Raw genomic sequence first — 21,488 nt, forward strand, 5'->3', positions numbered from 1 at the left:
TGATCCGTTCATGCCAATTAATCAACAACATCAATTAGAAGTGCTGAAAGATATTTTAGTCAATCACCAAAGTGATTGTTGCGGGACAGTTTCTGAATGCGAGCAATTAGAGCGTCTCATTCAATCGTTACTCGCAAACGATAGTATAAGTAGTGACGCTAAAGCAATGCTAAACGATGTATATTCTTATAGTCAATCGGGTAAATCTTCCTCTAATTTGGACAACCACATTTCCAATAATCAAGAACAACTTACTCAGTGGATTGCTGGAATGGACAATTTTTCTTAAGTATTACTCTGAAGCAAGTAGTTGCTGTAAATATTGATGCCAATATTCAGCTTCTGCTTGCTGTTTTTTTGTTGTGTGCCATTGCATAGACAAAATCGTTTGTGCTATTACATACCATCTCATACGCCTAAGCAACGATTCATCCATTTCAATATCATAATATTCGAGCCACTCGCTCCATTCGTGGCGTGGAATGTACCAATATAATAACATACCAAGGTCTAGAGCTGGGTCAGCAATTACAGCTCCATCCCAATCAATTAAAAACAACTCATCTTCATCCGACAATAGCCAGTTGTTATGGTTCACATCACAATGGCATACAACGAATTCATTGTATTCAATATCTTTTAATGAATCCATTAAATATTGAAGGCCTTGCTGAATTGTTTCATCATCCCTTATATCTCCTCTTAAAACAAGTTGCAGTTGTTGTAATAACTCTTGTGCGTGAAGCGGTTGCTTCCCAAGTCTTTGAATCATCTGTACAAGCGCTTTAGAGGAGTGTATTTTCTTCAAAAGTTTCGCAACACGTTCTAGTTTCATATCCTCTGGCTCTAGCTTCTGTCCCGGAAGCCATTTTTGAGCAGAAATTACATCACCGTTCGTTACCCTTCTTGTCCAAAGTAATTTTGGAACAATTCCTTCTGCTGACAATACCGCTAAAAAGGGCGATGTATTCCGCTTTAAAAATAACTTCTGTTGTCCGTTTTGCGCAATATACGCATCGCCCGTTACTCCACCAGCCGGTACAAGACTCCACTCTTTTCCTAATAATTGTTCCAACCATTCCATATTCATTACCCGTTAACAAATCCTTATCTTTTATAGTTATGAAAAGAAAAACCGCAACATTTCTACACATGTTGTGGATTCATATATTTTACTGTAAATGAAAAGAAAACTTGGCATAAGCCAAAAACTCTCTATTTTATTTTACAAAACCAGTCATAGAATGACAACTTATCAAAATCGTCACCTTTGTCAATTCTACATTTATTACATTCTCATCGTCAAGTAGCGATTTGTCACATTATCGTCAATATATACGTGCTAATTGGAGCCAGCTGAAGTTCCTTTCCTCTAAATGAAGAAATTGGCTCTATTTTCGCTTGCTTTTCGTTTACTAACACATGCCACGTTTCTTCTTTCGGAAGTTGCACCGTTTTAGCTTCTAAACCGCTATTAAATAAAACTACAATCTCTTTCCACGGTCCAAACGATTCTGCATGCCCTAGGTGATATGCAAGTACTTCTGGAGAGGTTTGCAAAAAAGTCATGTGCTTTTTTATAAGGTCTGCGTTTTGCAATCGGAATGCTCCGTGCTCTTTACGAATCGCAATTAAACCTTTTATATAGTTAACGGTCTCTATCTCGTTCTCTTTTTGATCCCAATCTAATTGATTAATTTCATCATTTGCATTATAACTATTTTCATTTCCTTGCTTCGTACGATAAAACTCTTGCCCAGCATGTAAGAAAGGAATACCTTGCGAAAGAATCACCATTGCGCTCGCTAGAAGGTGACGTTTTTTCAAAATCTCTTCTGGCTCTTCATTACTGCGCATTAGTTTATCCCACATCGTCATATTGTCATGACATTCTACATAGTTAATGCTTTGCACAGGCTCTAGAAACAGACCTGTTTCTTTCATACTCAAAAGACTTCCCGATGCTATATACTGCAAATGATTACAGTCTACATGCCCACCAAATGCAAAACCACGTTTATTTATATGAAAGGTACTCCCTTTTATCCCATCACGAAATTGATCATTAAATTGCGCGATATGCGGCATTTTCTTTGCATTATTTAACGTTGCTTTTTCCTCTAGAGGAAGTGGGGTTTGTAGATCCCATCCTTCTCCTAATAACAATGCATCTCGCTTTATGTTTCGCACTTCTTTTTCTATTATATTCAATGTATCAACATCTAAAATTCCCATTAAATCGAATCGGAATCCATCAACATTGTATTCAGTAAGCCAATATAAAATAGACTCTACAATGAATTTCCTCATCATTTTCCGTTCAGATGCTATATCATTCCCGACTCCCGTCCCATTAGAAGGCATGCCATCTTCACCATGACGAAAATAATATCCTGGGACAAGCTTTTCAAATGATGATAGCTCTCTTTCATACACATGATTATATACAACATCTACAATCACTCTAATGCCGTGCTCATGAAATGTTTCAATTAGTTGCTTACACTCTACTATCCTGTTATACGGATCAGAGAGGTCTGTAGCATAATATCCCGTTGGCGCATTGTAATATAATGGATTGTAACCCCAATTATATGCAGAGGAAGGATTCGCCTCATCTACACCACCGAAACAATATAAAGGTAATAGTTCAACATGTGTAACACCCAAATCTTTTATATGAGACAAGCCTGTTAACGTCCCATTTCGCCCTATTGTCCCTTCTTCCATTAGCCCTTTATATGTTCCTTTTTTACTCACTCCACTGCCCTGATGAATAGTAGCATCACGAATATGCAGTTCATACAATATGGCATCTGTCATTGCCTGTAATGGTGGTAATTGCTCTCGTTTTGTTACATTTGTCTTTTCCAAATCGATAACAACGCCGTACGTCCCATTTACAGTCACTGACTTTGCGTAAGGATCCACCGCTTCATTCCATATTAAATTAATACAAACAAGAAATGTATACTTTGCTCCGGCTAAATCGCCTTGTAATGTATGAGTCCAAACCCCATTTTCTCCTCTATGCATTTCATGATCGGTATATTCTTTATCACTTTTATAAATCCTTACTTTCGCAAGCCTCGCAGTTGGAGCCCATACTTTAAATGTCGTTGCTTCTTTTTGATACACGGCTCCTAAATCTGTACCTTCGTAGTAATACTTTTCATCGAAAATCGCTGTTCTTATGACAGCACCTATTTGTAAATCTGTTTCTTCATTCCGTTCATCTCGTACTGTATAATACTTCCCCACATCTAGCGGCTCTTCTATAAAGCACTCATACTTCGTTGCATCCGGAAGCGCAATTGTATGAGAAATCGGTAAATCTTTCACGTTACTTCCTTCTTGCAAACGAAATGTCCGGCTTGTTCCATACGCGTGTGGGAGCAAAATTGTAATTTTATTCATTTCATCTAAATAGGCATCAAATGGACGTTTTACTTTCAACATAAAAAAATCACCATCATTCTTAAAATTAAATGAAACGAGCTGCAAATGATAAGGCTTTTCTTATCAGCAAGGCTCTATACAGTAACACATTATTCTCTATAGTATATTCACCTGTATAAAAAACGTTTTCATACATTCTATTTTTGTAATTTTATTTCAGCAATCGCTTTATACTTCGGTGTCTCCTTCACATGAGATTCGTATAAAGTAATCGTATCCGCTTGAAATGATATTTCAGGCACTTCCTTTATATGTTCTAAATCAAACTTCTCTTCTCCTACCCATTTACGAGCAACAGTAATATGCGGATGATACGGGCGCGTTTCTAAAGACAATCCATTCCCTTCACAAATAACGTGTACTTGCTTTTGTAATTGAAGCAAATCGTAATTCTCGCTTACCTTCGACCAAAAAATACGCGGCCTATCTTCCATACCGAACGTAGAAAATCCTTGTAATGTGAACGATAGTTCTTTCATTTCTGTAATTGTTTGTAATCCATTCTTTATTCCTTCTAATTGTTCCTCTGTTGCACTACCTAAAAATGAAAGGGTAATATGGTAGTCTTCTTTATGTACCCATGAACGAAATGGTAATTCCTCCTGCATTTCTTCTTTATAGTTAGACAGCACTTCTTTTATATGATTCGGTAACGTAATCGCGACAAAATAATGCGGCTCCATGTACATCTTCTCCTTCTTTCTATTGTTGCTTTTCTTTCTTATCTCATTCAATTAAATAGAATCAAACTTCCCTACAAGTCTAACCAAGTTAGGGTTGCGTTAATAAAGTGAAACTTTAATCAGTGGGGTTTTGTCCATCCCCTACTGATTATCAGCCCTCACCAATCGGGCTTTTACGGGCAGTTGATCCCCACCTAACTTCTTCGCTTTCGCTAAATTTTAAAGTGGGGGTCTTACTGCCCGTTAATGCGGGATAAATGAAATTATATCGAAATCTCGACAAGGGATATCGACTTAACAACTAAATACGATAAGAAAAGCAACCTATACTTAACAGAAAACCGTCCCAAAATATGTATTGGGACGGCCTCTTCTTATTTATATATCCATTACTTCGCTAATTCATGAATTGCTTGCGCGTAAATTGCTGTTGCTTTTAATAAGTCTTCAATTTCAATGTACTCGTCTTTTTGATGCGCAAGTTCTTCTTTTCCAGGGAACAACGGACCAAACGCAACGCCAGCTTTCAATGAACGAGCGTAAGTACCGCCGCCGATTGCTAATAGTTCCGCTTTCTCGCCTGTTTGTTCTTCGTATACACGTTGCAGCGTACGAATTAACACGTGATCTTTATCGACGTGATGCGGGCGAGAGTTTGAATAATCCGCCACTTTAAATCCATGATTACCAACGTATTCTTTTAACTTTGCAATCATTTCGTCAAAGTTAGTCGTAACCGGGTAACGTACATTTAATCCTAAATTACCACCATTCTCTTTCGTATAAGAAAGGCGACCAACATTCACAGTTAACGGTCCGCTAATATCGTCTTTATAAGAAATACCAGCTTTCTCTCCTAAAATATCTCCTGTAAATGTTTCTGTTACAAACGATGCAAACGAAGCCCCTTTTCCATCAAGAGCAACTGTAGTTAAGAAGTTTGCCAGTAATAAACCTGCATTCTCACCCTTCTCTGGAGTAGATCCGTGAGCTGAAATCCCTTTAATTTGCAACGTCACCGTATTACCTTCTATAATTGCTTCACCTATTTTTTTAGCAGTTTGTAAATACTCTTCATATGCTAGTGTAAGTGCATTTACATCTTCTCCTGTAATAATCGCTTCTGCAAAATCAGGAACCATATTTAAACGGCGACCTGATTCAAATGAAACAAGTTCATATGTACCTTTCTTCTCTTCACTACCACTTTGCACAACTTGTATATCAGCAATTCCTTTTTCTGCATTAATAATTGGAAAATCTGCGTCTGGCGCAAAACCAATTGTTGGCATTTCTTCGTTTTTAAAGTAGTGATCTACACATTTCCAATTGCTTTCCTCATCTGTTCCTAAAATCATGCGAACGCGTTTTGAAAGAGGCAAACCTAATTCTTTAACAATTTTCATCGCATAATAAGCTGCCATCGTTGGGCCTTTATCGTCAATTGCACCACGTGCAAAAATCTTTCCATCGCGAATATCTGCACTATATGCCGGAGTCGTCCAGCCATCTCCTTCTGGCACAACATCAACGTGACAAAGAATACCTACTAACTCTTCTCCTTGTCCCATTTCAAGATGACCTGCATACCCTTCTAAATTTTTAGAAGCAAAACCTTCAGTTTCTCCTTTATGTAACATGAAAGATAAAGCTTTTTCTACACCTTCACCGAATGGTGCGCCCTCTTTCGCTGATTCTTCTTCCCATACACTTTTAATTTGTAAAAATTGTTGTGTATCACGAATTAAATCATCTTTTCGTTTTGCAACTTCTTCTGTCCAATTAATCGCTGACATCACGCATCCATCCTTCACTATATTGTTTCTTTCATCATAACAAACCGAAATCTCTTATGCCATATACGAAACTAAAATACCTAACAATTGTAACGTTTCAGATATTTCTTATTAGTTTTTCTTTTATTTTTCTAAAAAAATTTGCAGGAATTTGGCGTTTTACGTAGAATTTTATGTGTTAGTTGACTGACCATATATAAAATGTCAACTACCAATATTTTTCTATATGAATATTTGTTAAATTTCTGTAAAATTTAAGTAGATTAAAGCATGAATTTTATCATGTAGAGTACAATGGTAGTAACGACCTTCTTTCCTGAATGGGGTCAAAAAAACTAGTAGAGGAGTGGTTTTCTCTTGAAACCTACAACTACTCGTATGCTAACACGCATTAAATCAATTTATATGTACATCAATGAAAACGGAACGGTAACGACGAAAGACCTTGTAGATGAGTTCGGGATCACACCGCGAACGATACAACGTGATCTAAATGTGTTGCAGTTTAATGAACTCGTGTATAGCCCTTGCCGCGGTAAGTGGACAACAACAGGAAAGAAAGTGAGAATGACCTCATAATGAAAAAATAATTGTATGTAAATAAATACATACCCCTTTCTAACTCATTAGAAAGGGGTCTTTTCTGCGCCAAAAACAGCACTATTTCTCAGTATCTACTTGATATGTTTTTAACATTTCTACTTCTTCATCTGATAGCTCTCGGTATTCTCCAAGTTCTAGCTCTTCATCTAATACTAATGGTCCCATCTCTGTTCTCTTTAGGTAGACTACTTTTTTCCCTACCGCTTCAAACATACGCTTCACTTGATGGAACTTTCCTTCTGTAATTACAAGCTCGATTTCAGAAATCTCATCGCTTTTTAATATTGTAAGTGCACCTGGCTTTGTTTCATAGCCATCATCTAAAATAACACCTTTAGCAAACTCTTTTACATCCTCTTCTGTTACTACTCCTGCAACGTGTGCATAATATTTTTTCGGCACATGCTTTTTCGGAGATAACAATTGATGTGATAACTTCCCGTCATTTGTTATCAATAAGAAACCTTCCGTATCAATATCAAGTCGTCCAACTGGGAACGGATCAAAGATTGCATCTTCTAACTCTAATAAATCTATTACCGTTTCATGATTATCATCTTCTGTCGCTGAAATAACACCTTGTGGTTTATGCAACATTAAATAAACAAACTCTTTATATTCCACAACTTCTCCGTGAATCATAACTTCTTGCTCTTCTACATTTACATGAACCTTCGCATCTTTCACTGGCGTTCCATCAATTTTTACAACGCCGTCTTTCAATAATTTCTTTACTTCTTTTCTACTTCCATATCCCATATTTGCTAATAATTTATCTAATCTCACGTTTTTCACCTTCTTTGTTTATCATAGAAAAGGGGACGTAATTACGCCCCTTTTGATTTCAACTTTATTTTGAATCTATTGCCAAGTTTACGTTGGATTTTCTCTAACGCTTCTCCGCCAAATACTCGTTCAAGTACTCCTGTACGAATTGCTAACAATCCATACACAAGACCACCAATACCTGCACAAACCACAACTGTAATAAGAGCACCCATTCGGCCATCAGGTGAGATCATGAAGGACAGAGTCCATTGTGATAACTTTACAGCAATGACCATTACAAGTGTTAATACTGCAATTTGGAAAGTTCTCTTATATACAACACCAAATGAATAGTGTACATGTTTTTTGATTTGTCGATTCGTATACCATACGGAAACTAAGAATCCGACTGCAGTTGCTAAAATCGCTCCAACTGTACCGAAATAACGAATAAAGATTACGTTACATACGAATTTCAAAATAACACCCATAATAAGCGCGACAATCGCATGTTTTTGTTGATTGATTCCTTGCAGAATTGCTGCTGTTACTGTAAATAAAGCGAATAACAACGCAACCGGTGCATACCACATTAATACTTGTCCACCTAGTGGATCTGAGTCATAGAACGCAGTATAGATTGGATATGCAAGTGTTGAAATACCGACAACTGCTGGCAATGTTAAGAACATATTTGCCTGGAATGTTTGTGTAATTTGTAACTTTAAATAACGGTATTGTTTTTCAGTAAATGATTTTGTAATCGCTGGTACAAGCGTTAAACTAAACGCTGTCGCAAGCGATACAGGAATCATAATTAATTTATGCGTCCACATTGTGAAAATACCGAGAGCTCGCTCTGCAATATCCCCTTGACCAATCGCTTGCATAATTGAGTTAAATGTCAATGTATCAATTTGTTGATATAAAGGAATTGTTAACCCAATTACAACGTAAGGAATCGCATATGCAAATAATTCTTTAAATAATTGAACCGTACTCACTGTCGATTCTGGTACAGTTTGTTCAATTAAATATTGATCCAAATGTTTTTTACGTTTTAACCAGTACCAAATGAGTACACCGAGCGCTCCAACTGCTGAAACGAACGCAGCAAATGTCGCTACCCCAACTGCTGTTGCAACTGTACCGCCAAGTACTTTAATAACGATAAAACTACCCGCTAATAAAAAGACGATACGAATAATTTGTTCAATAATTTGGGAAACAGTAGTCGGTCCCATCGATTGGTGACCTTGGAAATAACCACGAATTAAACTCGCTGCTGGTACAACAATAAGTGCAAAACTTACAAGACGAATAATCGTCGTAACTTCTTCTACATTACTGTGTATACTTCGTTTACCAAGCATTGCTTCTGCAAACAGTGGTGCTGTCATGTATAGAACTAGGAACGAAAGAACTCCTGTTACTATCATCATAACCATTCCAGAGCGGAACATTCTCCGGCTCGTTTTATAATCGCCAAGCGCATTATATTTGGAAACAAATTTGGAAACAGCAAGCGGCACCCCTGCCGTTGCAATACTTAAAAAGATCGTATATGGAATGTATCCATATGTATAGAGCGTTCCGCCTTCTGTACCTACTAATGCATGAAACGGAAAGACGTAAATCATGCCTAAGAACTTTACTAAAAATGTCCCTAACGTAACAATAAGCGTTCCGCGCAGAAATTTCGAATCGGACATACAAAAATCCTCCTACATCTACATAAAGTGAAACTTTAATCAGTGTGGGTGTTCTTCCCTACTGATTATTAGTTGAACTATTCGAGCATTTACGGGCTACCAAATTCCCTTTTTATTTCTCTTACATCTTAAGGTTTTAGTCTTCTTGCCCACAAATAGCAGGATAGTGCTGAACTCTAACTTTTGTATTGTACCACAATTCTATCCTTAAGCAGTACTTCACTCTATTTTTCTTTTAAGGGAAAACATGCTATTCTTTTAGGCAGGAAATGTAGAAAATGAGGTCGATATATTATGCATTATGATGTTATTGTCATCGGCGGCGGGCCTTCTGGGCTAATGGCTGCAATCGGTGCTGCAGAAGAAGGCGCAAGTGTCTTACTTCTTGATAAAGGAAATAAACTAGGGCGTAAACTTGCGATTTCTGGTGGTGGTCGTTGTAACGTAACGAACCGTCTACCACTTGATGAGATCGTTAAACATATACCAGGAAATGGCCGCTTCTTATACAGCGCTTTTTCTATTTTCAATAATGAAGATATTATTACATTCTTCGAAAAGCTTGGCGTACAACTAAAAGAAGAAGATCATGGTCGCATGTTCCCTGTATCAAATAAAGCACAATCAGTAGTAGACGCACTTTTAACACGATTAAAAGACTTAGGTGTAAAAATCCGTACAAATACACCTGTTGAAACAATTGAATATGAGAACGGTCAAACGAAAGCAGTCGTACTGCAAACTGGTGAAGTGTTAGAAACAAATCACGTCGTTATCGCTGTTGGCGGAAAATCCGTTCCTCAAACTGGCTCTACTGGAGACGGATACGCTTGGGCTGAAAAAGCTGGGCATACAATTACAGAGCTATTCCCAACAGAAGTACCAATCCTTTCAAACGAACCATTTATTCGTGATCGCTCCTTACAAGGTCTCGCTTTACGCGATGTAAACTTAAGCGTATTAAACCCGAAAGGAAAAGCTATCATTTCTCACAAAATGGACATGCTCTTCACTCATTTCGGCCTATCTGGTCCTGCCGCTCTTCGTTGTAGCCAATTCGTCGTGAAAGCACTGAAAAAGTTTAAAACGAATACGATTCAAATGAGCATCGATGCATTGCCAGAAGAAAATAGTGAACAACTATTCCAGCGCATGTTGAAACAAATGAAAGAAGATCCGAAAAAAGGAATTAAAAACGTTTTAAAAGGTTATGTACCTGAACGTTACTTCCTATTCTTATTAGAAAAAAATGAAATTGATGGCAGCGAACAAGCTGGACAAGTTTCTCACGAGAAGATTCGTGCACTTGTGAAAGACTTTAAAGAATTTACTGTGAATGTAAATGGTACGCAGTCAATTGAAAAAGCATTCGTTACCGGCGGTGGTGTATCCGTTAAAGAAATTAACCCGAAAGAAATGTCTTCTAAATTCACGAACGGCGTATATTTCTGCGGAGAAGTTCTTGATATTCACGGTTATACTGGCGGCTATAACATTACATCTGCTCTTGTTACTGGTAGAATTGCCGGAACAACAGCTGGAGAAAATGCAAAAATGCAATATTAAAAAAAGAAACAGGGCTTTCTGTTTCTTTTTTTATAGGTATATGAAATTATATCGGCGTTTCTACAACATATATCGGCGATTTCTTAAATATATCGACTTACCGACAAGGAACGACAAATATACGCTCCTCCTGACTTCCCATTGCTTTTTTGTTGCTTTATATACCTTATTACCTTTATATTTTATATTGTTGAATAATTGAAAAAGGGTAAGGGGAAAACAAATGAGAAAAAAAGTCATGATGTCTTTAATGCTAATGACGTTTCTTTCTGCGGTAGAAGGAACGATTGTTAGTACAGCGATCCCTCGTATAACGAGTGATTTGTCAGGCGTCGAACTTGTTAGTTGGGTATATGCAATTTATATGCTTGCAACAGCTGTTTCGACTCCAATATACGGAAAATTGGCTGATTTATTTGGCCGTAAAAAAGTTTTGCTCATTGGAGCAGCAATCTTCTTAATCGGTTCTGCACTTTGCGGAGTCGTTACATCAATGGAACAATTAATCTTCTTCCGTGCTCTTCAAGGTATAGGCGCTGGTGCTGTTATGCCGATCACAATGACGATTATTGGAGACCTATATAGCGAAGCGAAAGACCGCGCGAAAGCACAAGGTTGGATGAGTGCCGTTTGGGGTGTATCGGGTGTTATCGGACCATTAGTAGGTGGATTTTTAGTCGATTCCCTATCTTGGCGTTATATTTTCTTCTTAAACGTTCCATTCGGAATTATCGCTTGCTTAATGATTGCAATTTACTACAAGGAATCTATTAAGCCAGCTAAACACCATATTGATTATCTTGGCGCAACAGTCTTCTCATTAAGTACGATCGCTCTACTATATGCATTATTAACAGGTAGCAGTAAGCAAAACTGGGGAGACATAACAATTATCGGCCTATTAATCTTCGCCGTCGTTTCATTCATTATTTTCTTATTTATCGAGAAAAAATCTCCGGAGCCATTAATTCCGCTAGCACTTTTCTCTAACCGTACATTATCTACGATAAACATATTAACGCTTATTGCTGGCGCGATGATCATTAGTATTACAATGTACCTTCCAATTTGGAGCCAAGGTGTTTTAGGAAAAAATGCGACAGAAGCCGGACTTATTTTAATGCCAATCCCTGTTATGTGGACATTTGGCGCTATTTTCTCTGGTAACTTAGTAGGAAAATTAAAAACGAAACAAATCATTTTACTTGGAGCTAGCATTTTATCAGTGGCTACGTTCTTATTATTTACATTATCAACAAATTCACCATCGTTCCTTATTTATGTAGCAGTCGGATTATTCGGATTAGGAATGGGGCTTGTGACACCAATTTACATGGTAACAATTCAAGCATCCGTACCAGCTCATACACGAGGAACAGCCGTTGGTTTAAACACATTTATTAATACATTTAGCCAAACGTTAGGCGCTGCAATCTTTGGCACAATCTTTAATACGATGATTCATGCACGTGGTATTCAAAACCTTGATCTTGTATCTGGTGGCGGACATGGAGGAACTACAACAAACGTAGTAACCGAATCGCAAGAGGCATTAGCATCAAGTGTACACGTCATTTATATGAGTACTTTCGTATTAGCAGTATTTACACTAATTATCGCTTGGATTTTATTGAAACCAGCTACACAAACAAGTGAGCAATAATAAAGAGGATGACCATCTCGGTCATCCTCTTTTTACTCTTCATTCTCCACAATATGTTTCAGCATGGACAATTTATTATCCCAAAAACGTTCATAATACGAGAGCCACTGTTGTAATTCCTCTAATGGTTCTGGATGCAAACGATATATCTTCTCTCTTCCGCTTTTTCTTCCGCTTACTAAATTCGCTTCTGAAAGAATATGAAGGTGCTTTACAACCGCAGTACGACTCATCGGGAAATGATCCGTTATTTTGGAAATCGGTAACTCTTTATCACTTAATAACCGTATTACTTCTCGGCGGGTTGGATCAGCAATTGCTTGAAATACATCATATTTCGCTGCCGATGAGGACACTTAGCCTTCAACAACCTTTTTCAGTTTTTCATTTACAATCGCTACCCATCCACCACTCATTCTATCGCGAATAATAGAGCTCTTCGCATTCGCTTTCGGAAGAATTTCATCAGGATGTTTCCAGCCGCCGTGAATTAACGTAAATTCTGTTTTATTATCTCCTAGGTCTTTCAGATTAAATGAAACGACCCAGCCATCTGTATCCCATGAGAAAGATAGATGGTTTGGTTCATCAATTTCTAACACTTTACATGGTGATGGTCCAAATGGTGATTGCACATGAAATTCATGTCCTACCTCTAATACAAAATCATTTGGCATAAACCATGACGCAATCCCTTCTGCAGTTGATACTACATTCCATACTTTTTGAATAGACGCGTTAAAAACGATCGTTTGTTTAATATCAGTTAATGTATTTTGTTGTTCCATTTTCATTCTGCTACTAAAAATATAGACAAATGAATATTCTTAGAGTATTCCTGCTTCTACGTGCCCTGCCTCGCTAATCACTTGCTACTACAGTTTGCTGTGACACTCCACAGGCGTAAATTCCGATGTAGCCCACCGTACATATATACAATCTATTTACGTTAGTATTGTATATTTTTTTGCTTGTAAAAGGTTGATTGACGCATTTAAATCTCTATCTATTACATTGCCACATTCACATGTATATACTCGGTCAGACAGCTTTAAATCCGACTTTTTTTGACCGCAACATGAACATATTTTAGAAGATGGATAGAATCTGTCCGCTTGCCGTAGTTCAATTCCATATTCCCTACATTTCGTTGATAACAATGTTTTAAAAGCATAAAAACATTGTTGTGCTACAGCTTTAGATAGATGTTTGTTCTTCATCATACCTTTCACATTCAAATCTTCTACTGTAATAAACGTTGGCTTGGTTTTCACCACATCATTTACAATAGACTTTACATACTCTATTCGAATATTCGCTAATCGAGCATGCAACTTTTGCACTCTAAGAACATTTTTATCTATATTCACTCTTTTATTAGTAACAGATTTTTCACCTCTCTTTTTTAGATTTTCAAATTTACGTGCTAAAGAGCGTTGTTCACGTTTTAACCGTTTTTCTATCTTTTTTACTTTTATTGTTTTGTTGATGTTTTCATGAACGATACCATCGCTACGTGTAGCAAAATCCTTCACTCCTAAATCAATCCCTAGACCTATTTTATTGAGTGCTAACTTTGTTGCCATTTCTTCCAATTCACAAAGTACAGATACAAAATATCTTCCTGCTCTTTGATATACTGTGCCACTTTTTACAGTTGCATTTTTAGGGATATATCCATACTCTTTTAACCTTACCCAACCAATTGTAGGGACTTTTACTCTATGTCTTTCTACTGTCCAATCTGTTTTGTTGTTTTTCGGAAAGTAGCACTTCACATCTTGCTTCCTCTTTTTTTTATATCGTGGAAACTGAGATAAACCTTTAAAAAATCGCTTAAAAGCTTTATCTCCATTCATAATCGCTTGTTTTACCGCTTTGCTCGACACTTCTTTAATCCACTGATCACACTCTTTTGTATGAATGTTGTTTAGCCATTTGGAAAAGTCATAGCCACTAAGAAATTTCCCCTCCGACTCATATGCCTCTTTATTTTTAGAGATATACAGGTTATATACATATCGACACACCCCAATAGTTTGACGGATTTTACTAACTTGTTCAGTTGTCGGTTTGATTTCTATTAAATATGCTCTTTTCATAGGTCTTCATCTTCTGAGATTTTCTTTTTGTATTTTCTCAGCCCATATATTCTACAGCTAAATACATGAATGATAGATATTAAATCCTGAACAAGTTCTTCTTGAGGAGATAATTTTTCATTGTTAACAATCATAATTTCCACTCCCATTTTACGAAGAAACTCTTCAAACCAATCATATCCAAAACGTACAAATCTATCTTTGTGTGCAATGATGATCGTCGAAATATTTCTTTCCATACAACTGTCAATCAGCTTATTCCACTGTTTTCTTTTGTAGTTTAATCCGCTACCAATATCTTTGATAACTTCATCTACAATCATTCCTCGTGCATTTGCAAATGTTTTTAAAAACTCAACCTGATTTTCTAAATCATCTTTCTGACCTGAATTTGATACTCTTGTGTAAATAACTACTTTGCCTACTTTTGTCTATGTTTTTGTTTACTGTTTCTTTCTCCTTTATTCGGCGCTCAAATATAACACCTTTTGGTTACATTCAGATGATATAACACCTTTTAGTTTCATGTCAACGCTAATTCTTTTTTAATGTTGAGAAATTCTCAACATTTTTTCAACAGGACAAACACCCTCTCAGCATTCCTTCATAATATACTCACAAAGGCAACAAAAAATAAAAACTTCTCTTAACATGAAACTCCATCATTCATCTTGAAAGAAGAGCCTTGCTTATATCATGCGTATTTCGTCTCTCCTCCTTCCCTCAGGGACACTACGCGAGATATGAAAAATCAGAAGGAATATGCCCACCATTTGAGTAGGTAGTTATTTCTCTTCTCCTCAACATTTCCTTAGGAGCGAAATGACTACCGACTCACTTTTTTCAAACAAAAATAAAAAGGGGATGACAACTATGTTCTATTGCATTAACTGCTCTGATATTCATCATGAAAAACATCCGAATGATAAAGTATTCAAAAATGGTTTTTATATTGATCCATTTTTAGGTGATCGTTATCACCTTGGTATGTGTACTGATGCCCAAAACCATGAAACAGGGGAGCCTCTTTTAACGACAAAGAAATTAGGTACACCCCAATCTATTATGAATGTATTACCGACACATGTTGTCCCAACATAAAGCATAAAAAAGAGCTGGGGAGCCAGCTCTTTTTTATGCTTTATAAACGATCATTGCTGAAAAACAATAAATTTGGTTCTCATCATCGTTAATGGAAACACCAACTTGGTACTTAATATCTACAAAGTTACTATCATCAATCTTTTTCAAAAACACATTTACAGCGTCTTCTAAGTCTTTTTCGTGACTTTCATCAAACACTTTCACACGAATCATGTTAACACCATCCTAGATCGCAGCCCTCCGCCGCTTGATTATTGCCACGGTGCGTATCTATGATGCGATAAAATTTTCCGTCTTCATATATATATCCGTCTTCTAACACATATTGTTTACCTTCAGTATAGACATAAAACTTACCTATCATAAATTTACTCGTATATAATTCCAAATAATCTGATCTAAATTTAGCTACAACTTTATTTGTAATATCAATTTTTATTGTGCGCCCCACCTTCTCTCCCTCCCTTGCAAAGAACGGATTTAGGTATATTGTATTAGCGCTTTTACATTTTATGCTTAAAAATAAGTGGATATGCCTTCTTTCTTCGCCTGTACTATTTTTCTAAAAAAATCATTAATACGTGAGAACGAAAAAATATAAAAAAAAAGAGTTTTTACTTATTGACTATAATATTAACATTATGGTATTATATAAAATTTGACATTTTTATAAACTTATGCTATCATTAAAGGTGGTTACCACATATGGAGGTGGATGATTTGTTTCAAATTGGCGATAAAATCGTTTATCCAATGAACGGCGCAGGAGTCATCGAAGCCATTGAAGAGAAAGAAATATTAGGAACAATACGTCAATATTGTGTGATACGTATCATCAGTAAAGATATGCAAGTAATGCTTCCAATGGATCAATTACAAAAATCAGGTATTCGTTATATCGTAGATAAAGGTACGTTAGATGATATACTTCTTGACTTTCAAAACGGGGAATCAGACCCCTCACTTTCCTGGAAACAAAGATATACAATGAATATGGAAAAAATGAAAAACGGCAATCTGCAAGATAGTGCAGAAGTTGTTCGCGATTTACTTCGCCGTAATAAAGAAAGAGCATTAAATGCGAGCGAAAAACAAATGCTAGATAATGCACGAAAAATGATGATTAGCGAAGTTGCACTCGTACAAAATGTTTCTGAACATCAAGCAACAGCATTTCTTCAAGATACAATTAATCACTAAATTTAAAATAGCCGACCGCTATTTTTTTTTGCAGAAAAAAGGACAAAGAGATAAAACTCTTTGTCCTTTTATATTATCCTCGCCCTGCTTGAAACGATGGATATAACGTCATTCCACCATCTGCAAATAAAGTAATTCCTGTTACATAACTCGCCTCTGAGGAAGCGAGCCACGTTGCGACTGCTGCAATTTCTTCCGGTTTTCCGATGTAGCCCATCGGTATCATACTTTCTACGTCAGCACGTTTTTTAGGATCCTCAAACTTCTCTGCATTAATTGGCGTATTTATTGCACCTGGACCAATATTATTTACGCGAATGCCTTTTGGTGCGTATTCTAGCGCTAACGTTTCTGTCATCAGTTTAATGCCGCCCTTACTAGCTGCATAGTGCACAAATAGCGGCCACGGGATTTTCTCGTGAACACTCGACATATTAATGACAGAACCTTTAATATCATGTTCTACAAAATATTTAATCGCTTCTCGGCTTCCTAAAAAAGCACCTGTTAAATTTGTATTGATTACTTTATTCCAATCTTCTAGCGGCATTTCATGAGATGGTACCGCGTTTTCTATTCCCGCATTATTAATCATAACGTCGAGCGTACCAAACTCTTTCACAGCAGATTGAATGAGGTTCACAACGTCAGCTTCAACCGTCACATCACCTTTTACAGCAATCGCTTCTCCGCCTACTTTTTTAATTTCTTCTAATACATCATGCGCTTCTGACTCTCGTGAGCGATAGTTAATCACTACTTTTGCTTTTTCCTTAGCAAACCGTACTCCCATCGCTCTTCCAAGACCAGTTGCTGATCCTGTAATAACAACAACTTTTCCTGCTAAATCACTATACATTTCAATACCCCCTTTAACTTTTTGCAACACCTAACATAATTCCCGCCGCGATAATAAAAACGATACCGACGACAATACCCGTTAATTGACGTTTCGTTTTCTTTTCACCTAATATAAGAATCCCGCCAAGCGTTGAAATAATAATTCCCATTTGCGATAGCGAGAAACTTGTTGCCACTCCAACACGCGGCTGCGAAATGAATAAAAACATATTACCAGCTGCCCAAATTAATCCTGGAATAATATTTCGTATTGCATATTTATTAAATGGATGATGTTTAAACGTAAGCAAAATGCCCCCTAACACCATACCAACTGCTTGTGGCAATAAAGCTGACCAACCATCTACGTTAAATAGTCTAATCACTACTACGTAAACTAAATAACCGACTGTTGAAATCAATAAAATAATAATGCCCCTTTTAAAATTCCCCGCTTGCTCTGCACTCTTTTCTTCTTCACTTTGAAGTGATGTTAAAATAACACCGATAATAATACAAACGAGAGCCAAAACGCCAAGGACGACTGATATTGTCGTGGACCACTCATGAAATACGATGACTCCAAATAAAGTCGTCGCAACTAATTGCAGTCCTGTTGAAATGGGCATTGTTCTCGAAACACCCATTAAATCAATACTTTTTAATTGATTCGCCTGACCAAGTGCCCAAAATAAACCTGACACAATTCCAACTCCGATAATAGTAGGAGTCAATACGGGCTTCATAAAAATATAAACAACAATTGAGAAAATAAGTGCACCAAACGTTGTACCGAGCGTTTGACTATACGGTCCTCCGCCCAGTTTCACGTTAAATAGCACAATACTTCCCCAAAATATAGCCGGTAAAATCGCTAAAAGTATGTCCATCGCTCATTACCTTTCTTTACTAAATGTCATAAATTATCACTCTGAATCATTAGAGTGAGCTTTTATCTTTTCTTTTTCCCGTTCACAAACTTTTTCTGCAATAGCACCAGAAACATTCTTTTCTCGCTCCACCTTCTTTATTTTTACGTGATCTAAATGATCTTCCAAAATAAGTGTAACTTTATCATTCGGCGGATTATGTGCACCTTGGAACGTAAGAAATTGTAGCGTAATTTCAAATCTAGGAACGAACTCACCGTTCTTGCCGAGACGCTTTATATTTATAACGGAAGCACATTCATATTGATCTTCTGTCACTTGTCTAATAACTGAATAGTACCTATTTGATAATGCACTCTCTAACAGCTGCTCCCTCGATTCTTTCGCGAAAGAATCACTTGGGGAATAGAAGAAGGCCGAACATATCATTGTAATAACTACACATATTTTTTTCATAATACCCTCCTTGTTCTATAAATTAGTGTTCGCAAAACTGCCATAAAAAAACGACTTCCCCTATGTAGGAAAGTCATTTTAATGAATCCAATATTAACCACCGCTCACTGGTGGGATTAGTGCAACAACATCACCATCTCGGATCGTGTCATCTTCATTTGCGTATTCTTCATTAATCGCAACCATAGTTGATGCTGTCATTGGTACATTATATTCTTTAGCAACAACATCTTTTAACTCTGCAACCGTAATATTTTCTTTCTCTATTTGTAACTCACTTGTTCCTGCTTCCTCTTGCAAGTACGCAAATAACAATACTCGAATCATACTTATAACTCCTTCCCAGGCTCTCCCGCCGGATATGGTGTTTTTTCTAATTGATCACCAATCCATGAGTCTCCATCTTCCCAAAACTCCTTTTTCCAAATCGGAACAATTTGTTTTATGCGTTCCATAATGTATTCATTCGCCTCATAGGCCGCTTTACGATGCGGTGTTGAAACAGCAACAACAACCGCGATATCAGAAATTTGCAGTGTACCGATGCGATGTGTAATCGCAACGTGTGTACCTGGCCACTTCTCTTTCACTTCTGAGCCAATTTTCTCTAGCATCTTTTCTGCCATCGTTTTATAAGCGACATATTCTAAGTATAATGTACGACGCCCTTTCGTAAACTCCCTAACCGTTCCAATAAATGTTGTAACAGCACCACATTCGCGGCGAATAACCTTCTTCGCTACCTCTTCAATCGAGATTTCTGTATCAATCACTTCATAATACGTATTTGTCATTTCGTACTCCTTACCGTTTGTATAAACCAGTCTATATACAACTCTTCTTCAGTTATATGAAATACTTTATATTCGTCTCGTAAGTTTGCGGGAGCATCATGCCACGTAATAACCGCTACTATATTTTCTACTTTATGTAAAAGTTCAATGTCTTTCGCAGAACGAAGTAACACTACTTTCGGATAGCTCTCTTTTTTATAGCCCTCTATTAAAATTGTATCCACTTCAAAAAACTCATATAAGCGAATAATTTCTTGCAAGGACCATTCCTCTCTTAATGACGACAGTGAAAGTAATCCAGCGCCTTCTACACTACTGACAACAGCACCAGCCTTTCGGTGCCTTTCACTATCTTTTTGCGCTACTTCTGGAAAACCTCCGTGCCCGTGATGCTTAATTGTAGCAACTTTCATTTTTCGTTCAGCTAATGTATACACAATTTTCTCAACGAGCGTTGTTTTTCCGCTATTTTGATACCCTACTATTTGTAAGATTGAAGGGGCTTTGCCCATGGCCAATCACATCCCTCGGCGTGCTCTAACAACAATACAGATACTTTCATCCCTGCTTCAAATCCTCTCGTTCCTCCAGGCAACACAATAAAAGCATTCGCATCGGCAAGTGAAGAGACCGCACTCGATTTATCTAAACCGACCGGCATCGCTTGTAATACCCCTTCCGCGATTGTTACCTTTGCTCTTACAAAACGAGTGAACGGATTTGGTTTCGGAGAATCTTTTTGTAAAATAGCATCTGCTCTATATATGTGAGGTTCTTTCGCATACAAATATGTCTTTATAACCGGATGCACAAATAACTCAAAGCCTACGTAGCAAGCTGATGGATTCCCTGATAAGCCGAAAAGTAACTTTCCATCAACTTCAGCTACTGTCGTTACACTTCCTGGTCTCATCGCTATTTTATTAAAGAGTACATTCGCCTGTAGTCTTTCATAAATAGCTGGCAAGTAGTCATAATCTCCTACCGACACACCACCTGTCGTAATTAAAATATCAACCTCATCCATCGCCGATTGAACAGCTGCAAAACATGCATCTAACTCGTCGGCAAGTTGGCCATAATAACGAACTTTCCCTCCGGCTTTCATAATTTGAGCTGCAATCATATACGAGTTACTATTTCTAATTTTCCCCGGCTGTAACGACTCATGTACTTCTAACAATTCACTTCCTGTCGTCACAATACCAACAACAGGCTGTTTTACAACTTTCACAGTACTATATCCAAACGTCGCTAATAAGGCGGCAACACCTGGATTGATTGCAACGCCTTTCTTAACGAGAACTTGATTTCGTTTTATATCTTCGCCTTTAAATGACACATTGTCACCACTATTAAAAGGACGCTTTACCTTCATATATGTTTTTCCATTCTTCTCAAAACCCTCCGTCAGCTCTAGCATTACGACTGCATTACAACCCTCTGGAATAGCTGCTCCCGTCATAATACGAACTGCTTTAAAAGGGCCTACTTCATCTAAAAAAACAGATCCCGCCCCGATTTCTCCTATCACTTCAAATTCAACTAAATTCTCTTGATTCGCTTCTTTCGTATCTTCTGCTCGAATTGCGAAACCATCGTAAGGAGAACGATCAAAATGAGGAACGTCATGATCAGAGACAACATCCTCCCCAAGAATTCTCCTGTAACTTTCCGTAATAGAAACCTCTTCTACTTCACCATTCTTCGCATATTCCATTACTCTCTCTACTGCCTCAGCAACTTGAATTGGAATTCGTTTTTCTACCATCGTTTCTCACCTCATATTTGCAATTTTTTTTATCTCGATTAAACTTTATATATTAAATAGAAATTACTTCAAGGAGGAATT

Annotated in this window: 24 protein-coding genes and 1 pseudogene; 6 read left to right on the top strand and 19 right to left on the bottom strand. The window is 37.2% G+C overall.

Going from position 1 to position 21,488, the window contains the following annotated elements; genetic code table 11:
* Positions 1-10: 10 nt before the first annotated feature.
* A complete protein-coding gene (locus tag JDS82_RS08530) occupies positions 11-289 on the top strand; it encodes a YtzH-like family protein (protein ID WP_001122236.1) in 279 nt (92 codons plus the stop codon).
* A 3-nt stretch (positions 290-292) separates the two neighbouring features.
* On the opposite strand, the gene JDS82_RS08535 is transcribed toward JDS82_RS08530, so the two are convergent.
* From JDS82_RS08535 to pepV, 4 genes are all read right to left on the bottom strand, one after another.
* Positions 293-1,090 carry a phosphotransferase family protein gene (locus JDS82_RS08535; RefSeq protein ID WP_002096266.1) on the bottom strand — a complete coding sequence of 266 codons (798 nt, stop codon included), beginning with the start codon at positions 1,088-1,090 and terminating at the stop codon, positions 293-295.
* A gap of 227 nt (positions 1,091-1,317) precedes the next feature.
* Positions 1,318-3,459 carry a type I pullulanase gene (gene pulA, locus JDS82_RS08540; RefSeq protein WP_199713071.1) on the bottom strand — a complete coding sequence of 714 codons (2,142 nt, stop codon included), beginning with the start codon at positions 3,457-3,459 and terminating at the stop codon, positions 1,318-1,320.
* Positions 3,460-3,596: 137 nt separating this feature from the next.
* Positions 3,597-4,142, bottom strand: a complete 546-nt coding sequence (thpR, locus tag JDS82_RS08545; RefSeq protein WP_000433229.1) for an RNA 2',3'-cyclic phosphodiesterase — start codon at positions 4,140-4,142, stop codon at positions 3,597-3,599.
* Positions 4,143-4,531: 389 nt separating this feature from the next.
* Positions 4,532-5,938, bottom strand: coding sequence for a dipeptidase PepV (gene pepV, locus JDS82_RS08550; RefSeq protein ID WP_199713072.1), 1,407 nt, complete (start codon positions 5,936-5,938; stop codon positions 4,532-4,534).
* 357 nt (positions 5,939-6,295) lie between these two features.
* Here pepV and JDS82_RS08555 point away from each other — a divergent pair, with 357 nt between their 5' ends.
* The gene (locus tag JDS82_RS08555) at positions 6,296-6,517 is read left to right on the top strand and encodes a DeoR family transcriptional regulator (protein ID WP_000805512.1); all 222 of its coding nucleotides are present in this window, start codon (positions 6,296-6,298) and stop codon (positions 6,515-6,517) included.
* A gap of 81 nt (positions 6,518-6,598) precedes the next feature.
* Here JDS82_RS08555 and JDS82_RS08560 read toward each other — a convergent pair whose 3' ends face one another.
* The gene (locus tag JDS82_RS08560) at positions 6,599-7,327 is read right to left on the bottom strand and encodes a pseudouridine synthase (RefSeq protein ID WP_048562074.1); all 729 of its coding nucleotides are present in this window, start codon (positions 7,325-7,327) and stop codon (positions 6,599-6,601) included.
* A gap of 41 nt (positions 7,328-7,368) precedes the next feature.
* Positions 7,369-9,021: a putative polysaccharide biosynthesis protein gene (locus tag JDS82_RS08565; protein WP_199713073.1), complete on the bottom strand. Its 1,653-nt coding sequence runs from the start codon at positions 9,019-9,021 to the stop codon at positions 7,369-7,371.
* 294 nt (positions 9,022-9,315) lie between these two features.
* Here JDS82_RS08565 and JDS82_RS08570 point away from each other — a divergent pair, with 294 nt between their 5' ends.
* Both JDS82_RS08570 and JDS82_RS08575 read left to right on the top strand, forming a co-directional pair.
* Positions 9,316-10,587: a BaiN/RdsA family NAD(P)/FAD-dependent oxidoreductase gene (locus JDS82_RS08570; protein ID WP_000558876.1), complete on the top strand. Its 1,272-nt coding sequence runs from the start codon at positions 9,316-9,318 to the stop codon at positions 10,585-10,587.
* A gap of 223 nt (positions 10,588-10,810) precedes the next feature.
* Positions 10,811-12,250, top strand: a complete 1,440-nt coding sequence (locus tag JDS82_RS08575; protein WP_199713074.1) for an MDR family MFS transporter — start codon at positions 10,811-10,813, stop codon at positions 12,248-12,250.
* A gap of 32 nt (positions 12,251-12,282) precedes the next feature.
* On the opposite strand, the gene JDS82_RS08580 is transcribed toward JDS82_RS08575, so the two are convergent.
* The 4 genes and pseudogenes from JDS82_RS08580 to JDS82_RS08595 all read right to left on the bottom strand — a co-directional run.
* Positions 12,283-12,606, bottom strand: coding sequence for an ArsR/SmtB family transcription factor (locus JDS82_RS08580; RefSeq protein ID WP_000098837.1), 324 nt, complete (start codon positions 12,604-12,606; stop codon positions 12,283-12,285).
* The gene (locus JDS82_RS08585) at positions 12,607-13,038 is read right to left on the bottom strand and encodes an SRPBCC family protein (protein ID WP_000437776.1); all 432 of its coding nucleotides are present in this window, start codon (positions 13,036-13,038) and stop codon (positions 12,607-12,609) included.
* Positions 13,039-13,194: 156 nt separating this feature from the next.
* Positions 13,195-14,352 carry an RNA-guided endonuclease InsQ/TnpB family protein gene (locus tag JDS82_RS08590; RefSeq protein WP_199713075.1) on the bottom strand — a complete coding sequence of 386 codons (1,158 nt, stop codon included), beginning with the start codon at positions 14,350-14,352 and terminating at the stop codon, positions 13,195-13,197.
* Positions 14,349-14,771 (bottom strand): annotated as a pseudogene (locus JDS82_RS08595) (IS607 family transposase); the annotation flags it as partial. The pseudogene JDS82_RS08595 and the gene JDS82_RS08590, both read right to left, overlap by 4 nt.
* A gap of 454 nt (positions 14,772-15,225) precedes the next feature.
* Here JDS82_RS08595 and JDS82_RS08600 point away from each other — a divergent pair.
* Positions 15,226-15,453 (top strand): DUF3973 domain-containing protein, encoded by a 228-nt coding sequence (locus JDS82_RS08600; RefSeq protein ID WP_033659785.1) that lies wholly within the window; start codon positions 15,226-15,228, stop codon positions 15,451-15,453.
* Between the two features lie 33 nt (positions 15,454-15,486).
* Here the strand turns inward: JDS82_RS08600 and JDS82_RS08605 are convergent, their stop codons facing one another.
* Positions 15,487-15,669: a sporulation protein Cse60 gene (locus JDS82_RS08605; RefSeq protein ID WP_000621751.1), complete on the bottom strand. Its 183-nt coding sequence runs from the start codon at positions 15,667-15,669 to the stop codon at positions 15,487-15,489.
* A gap of 1 nt (position 15,670) precedes the next feature.
* The gene (locus tag JDS82_RS08610) at positions 15,671-15,907 is read right to left on the bottom strand and encodes a DUF2553 family protein (protein ID WP_048562068.1); all 237 of its coding nucleotides are present in this window, start codon (positions 15,905-15,907) and stop codon (positions 15,671-15,673) included.
* A gap of 254 nt (positions 15,908-16,161) precedes the next feature.
* On the opposite strand from JDS82_RS08610, the gene JDS82_RS08615 reads away from it, so the two are divergent.
* A complete protein-coding gene (locus JDS82_RS08615; RefSeq protein WP_048562067.1) occupies positions 16,162-16,656 on the top strand; it encodes a CarD family transcriptional regulator in 495 nt (164 codons plus the stop codon).
* A 73-nt stretch (positions 16,657-16,729) separates the two neighbouring features.
* Here JDS82_RS08615 and JDS82_RS08620 read toward each other — a convergent pair whose 3' ends face one another.
* From JDS82_RS08620 to JDS82_RS08650, 7 genes are all read right to left on the bottom strand, one after another.
* The gene (locus tag JDS82_RS08620) at positions 16,730-17,515 is read right to left on the bottom strand and encodes a glucose 1-dehydrogenase (RefSeq protein WP_048562066.1); all 786 of its coding nucleotides are present in this window, start codon (positions 17,513-17,515) and stop codon (positions 16,730-16,732) included.
* Between the two features lie 13 nt (positions 17,516-17,528).
* Positions 17,529-18,386: a glucose uptake protein GlcU gene (gene glcU / locus JDS82_RS08625; protein WP_048562065.1), complete on the bottom strand. Its 858-nt coding sequence runs from the start codon at positions 18,384-18,386 to the stop codon at positions 17,529-17,531.
* A 36-nt stretch (positions 18,387-18,422) separates the two neighbouring features.
* Positions 18,423-18,842, bottom strand: a complete 420-nt coding sequence (locus tag JDS82_RS08630; RefSeq protein ID WP_088059908.1) for a DUF3888 domain-containing protein — start codon at positions 18,840-18,842, stop codon at positions 18,423-18,425.
* A 93-nt stretch (positions 18,843-18,935) separates the two neighbouring features.
* Positions 18,936-19,169, bottom strand: a complete 234-nt coding sequence (gene moaD / locus JDS82_RS08635) for a molybdopterin converting factor subunit 1 (protein WP_048562063.1) — start codon at positions 19,167-19,169, stop codon at positions 18,936-18,938.
* Between the two features lie 2 nt (positions 19,170-19,171).
* On the bottom strand, positions 19,172-19,636 hold the full coding sequence (gene moaE, locus JDS82_RS08640) for a molybdopterin synthase catalytic subunit MoaE (RefSeq protein WP_000185929.1): 465 nt from the start codon (positions 19,634-19,636) through the stop codon (positions 19,172-19,174).
* A complete protein-coding gene (gene mobB / locus JDS82_RS08645; RefSeq protein WP_048562062.1) occupies positions 19,633-20,148 on the bottom strand; it encodes a molybdopterin-guanine dinucleotide biosynthesis protein B in 516 nt (171 codons plus the stop codon). Before mobB ends, moaE begins: the two co-directional genes overlap by 4 nt.
* Positions 20,118-21,407 (bottom strand): molybdopterin molybdotransferase MoeA, encoded by a 1,290-nt coding sequence (locus JDS82_RS08650; RefSeq protein ID WP_199713076.1) that lies wholly within the window; start codon positions 21,405-21,407, stop codon positions 20,118-20,120. The genes mobB and JDS82_RS08650 overlap by 31 nt, the downstream gene beginning before the upstream one ends.
* Positions 21,408-21,488: the final 81 nt, after the last annotated feature.

The sequence above is a fragment of the Bacillus cereus group sp. N14 genome (genome assembly GCF_016483555.1).
GTDB classification, from domain to species: domain Bacteria; phylum Bacillota; class Bacilli; order Bacillales; family Bacillaceae_G; genus Bacillus_A; species Bacillus_A wiedmannii.

Coding starts and splice junctions, on each gene's coding strand:
- JDS82_RS08585 (WP_000437776.1), bottom strand. CDS start 13,038: ATGGAACAACAAAATACATTAACTGATATTAAACAAACGATCGTTTTT.
- JDS82_RS08575 (WP_199713074.1), top strand. CDS start 10,811: ATGAGAAAAAAAGTCATGATGTCTTTAATGCTAATGACGTTTCTTTCT.
- pulA (WP_199713071.1), bottom strand. CDS start 3,459: ATGTTGAAAGTAAAACGTCCATTTGATGCCTATTTAGATGAAATGAAT.
- JDS82_RS08570 (WP_000558876.1), top strand. CDS start 9,316: ATGCATTATGATGTTATTGTCATCGGCGGCGGGCCTTCTGGGCTAATG.
- JDS82_RS08535 (WP_002096266.1), bottom strand. CDS start 1,090: ATGAATATGGAATGGTTGGAACAATTATTAGGAAAAGAGTGGAGTCTT.
- moaE (WP_000185929.1), bottom strand. CDS start 19,636: ATGACAAATACGTATTATGAAGTGATTGATACAGAAATCTCGATTGAA.
- JDS82_RS08590 (WP_199713075.1), bottom strand. CDS start 14,352: ATGAAAAGAGCATATTTAATAGAAATCAAACCGACAACTGAACAAGTT.
- JDS82_RS08630 (WP_088059908.1), bottom strand. CDS start 18,842: ATGAAAAAAATATGTGTAGTTATTACAATGATATGTTCGGCCTTCTTC.
- JDS82_RS08565 (WP_199713073.1), bottom strand. CDS start 9,021: ATGTCCGATTCGAAATTTCTGCGCGGAACGCTTATTGTTACGTTAGGG.
- JDS82_RS08530 (WP_001122236.1), top strand. CDS start 11: ATGCCAATTAATCAACAACATCAATTAGAAGTGCTGAAAGATATTTTA.
- JDS82_RS08615 (WP_048562067.1), top strand. CDS start 16,162: ATGGAGGTGGATGATTTGTTTCAAATTGGCGATAAAATCGTTTATCCA.
- JDS82_RS08620 (WP_048562066.1), bottom strand. CDS start 17,515: ATGTATAGTGATTTAGCAGGAAAAGTTGTTGTTATTACAGGATCAGCA.
- JDS82_RS08605 (WP_000621751.1), bottom strand. CDS start 15,669: ATGATTCGTGTGAAAGTGTTTGATGAAAGTCACGAAAAAGACTTAGAA.
- pepV (WP_199713072.1), bottom strand. CDS start 5,938: ATGTCAGCGATTAATTGGACAGAAGAAGTTGCAAAACGAAAAGATGAT.
- thpR (WP_000433229.1), bottom strand. CDS start 4,142: ATGGAGCCGCATTATTTTGTCGCGATTACGTTACCGAATCATATAAAA.
- JDS82_RS08650 (WP_199713076.1), bottom strand. CDS start 21,407: ATGGTAGAAAAACGAATTCCAATTCAAGTTGCTGAGGCAGTAGAGAGA.
- mobB (WP_048562062.1), bottom strand. CDS start 20,148: ATGGGCAAAGCCCCTTCAATCTTACAAATAGTAGGGTATCAAAATAGC.
- JDS82_RS08600 (WP_033659785.1), top strand. CDS start 15,226: ATGTTCTATTGCATTAACTGCTCTGATATTCATCATGAAAAACATCCG.
- moaD (WP_048562063.1), bottom strand. CDS start 19,169: ATGATTCGAGTATTGTTATTTGCGTACTTGCAAGAGGAAGCAGGAACA.
- glcU (WP_048562065.1), bottom strand. CDS start 18,386: ATGGACATACTTTTAGCGATTTTACCGGCTATATTTTGGGGAAGTATT.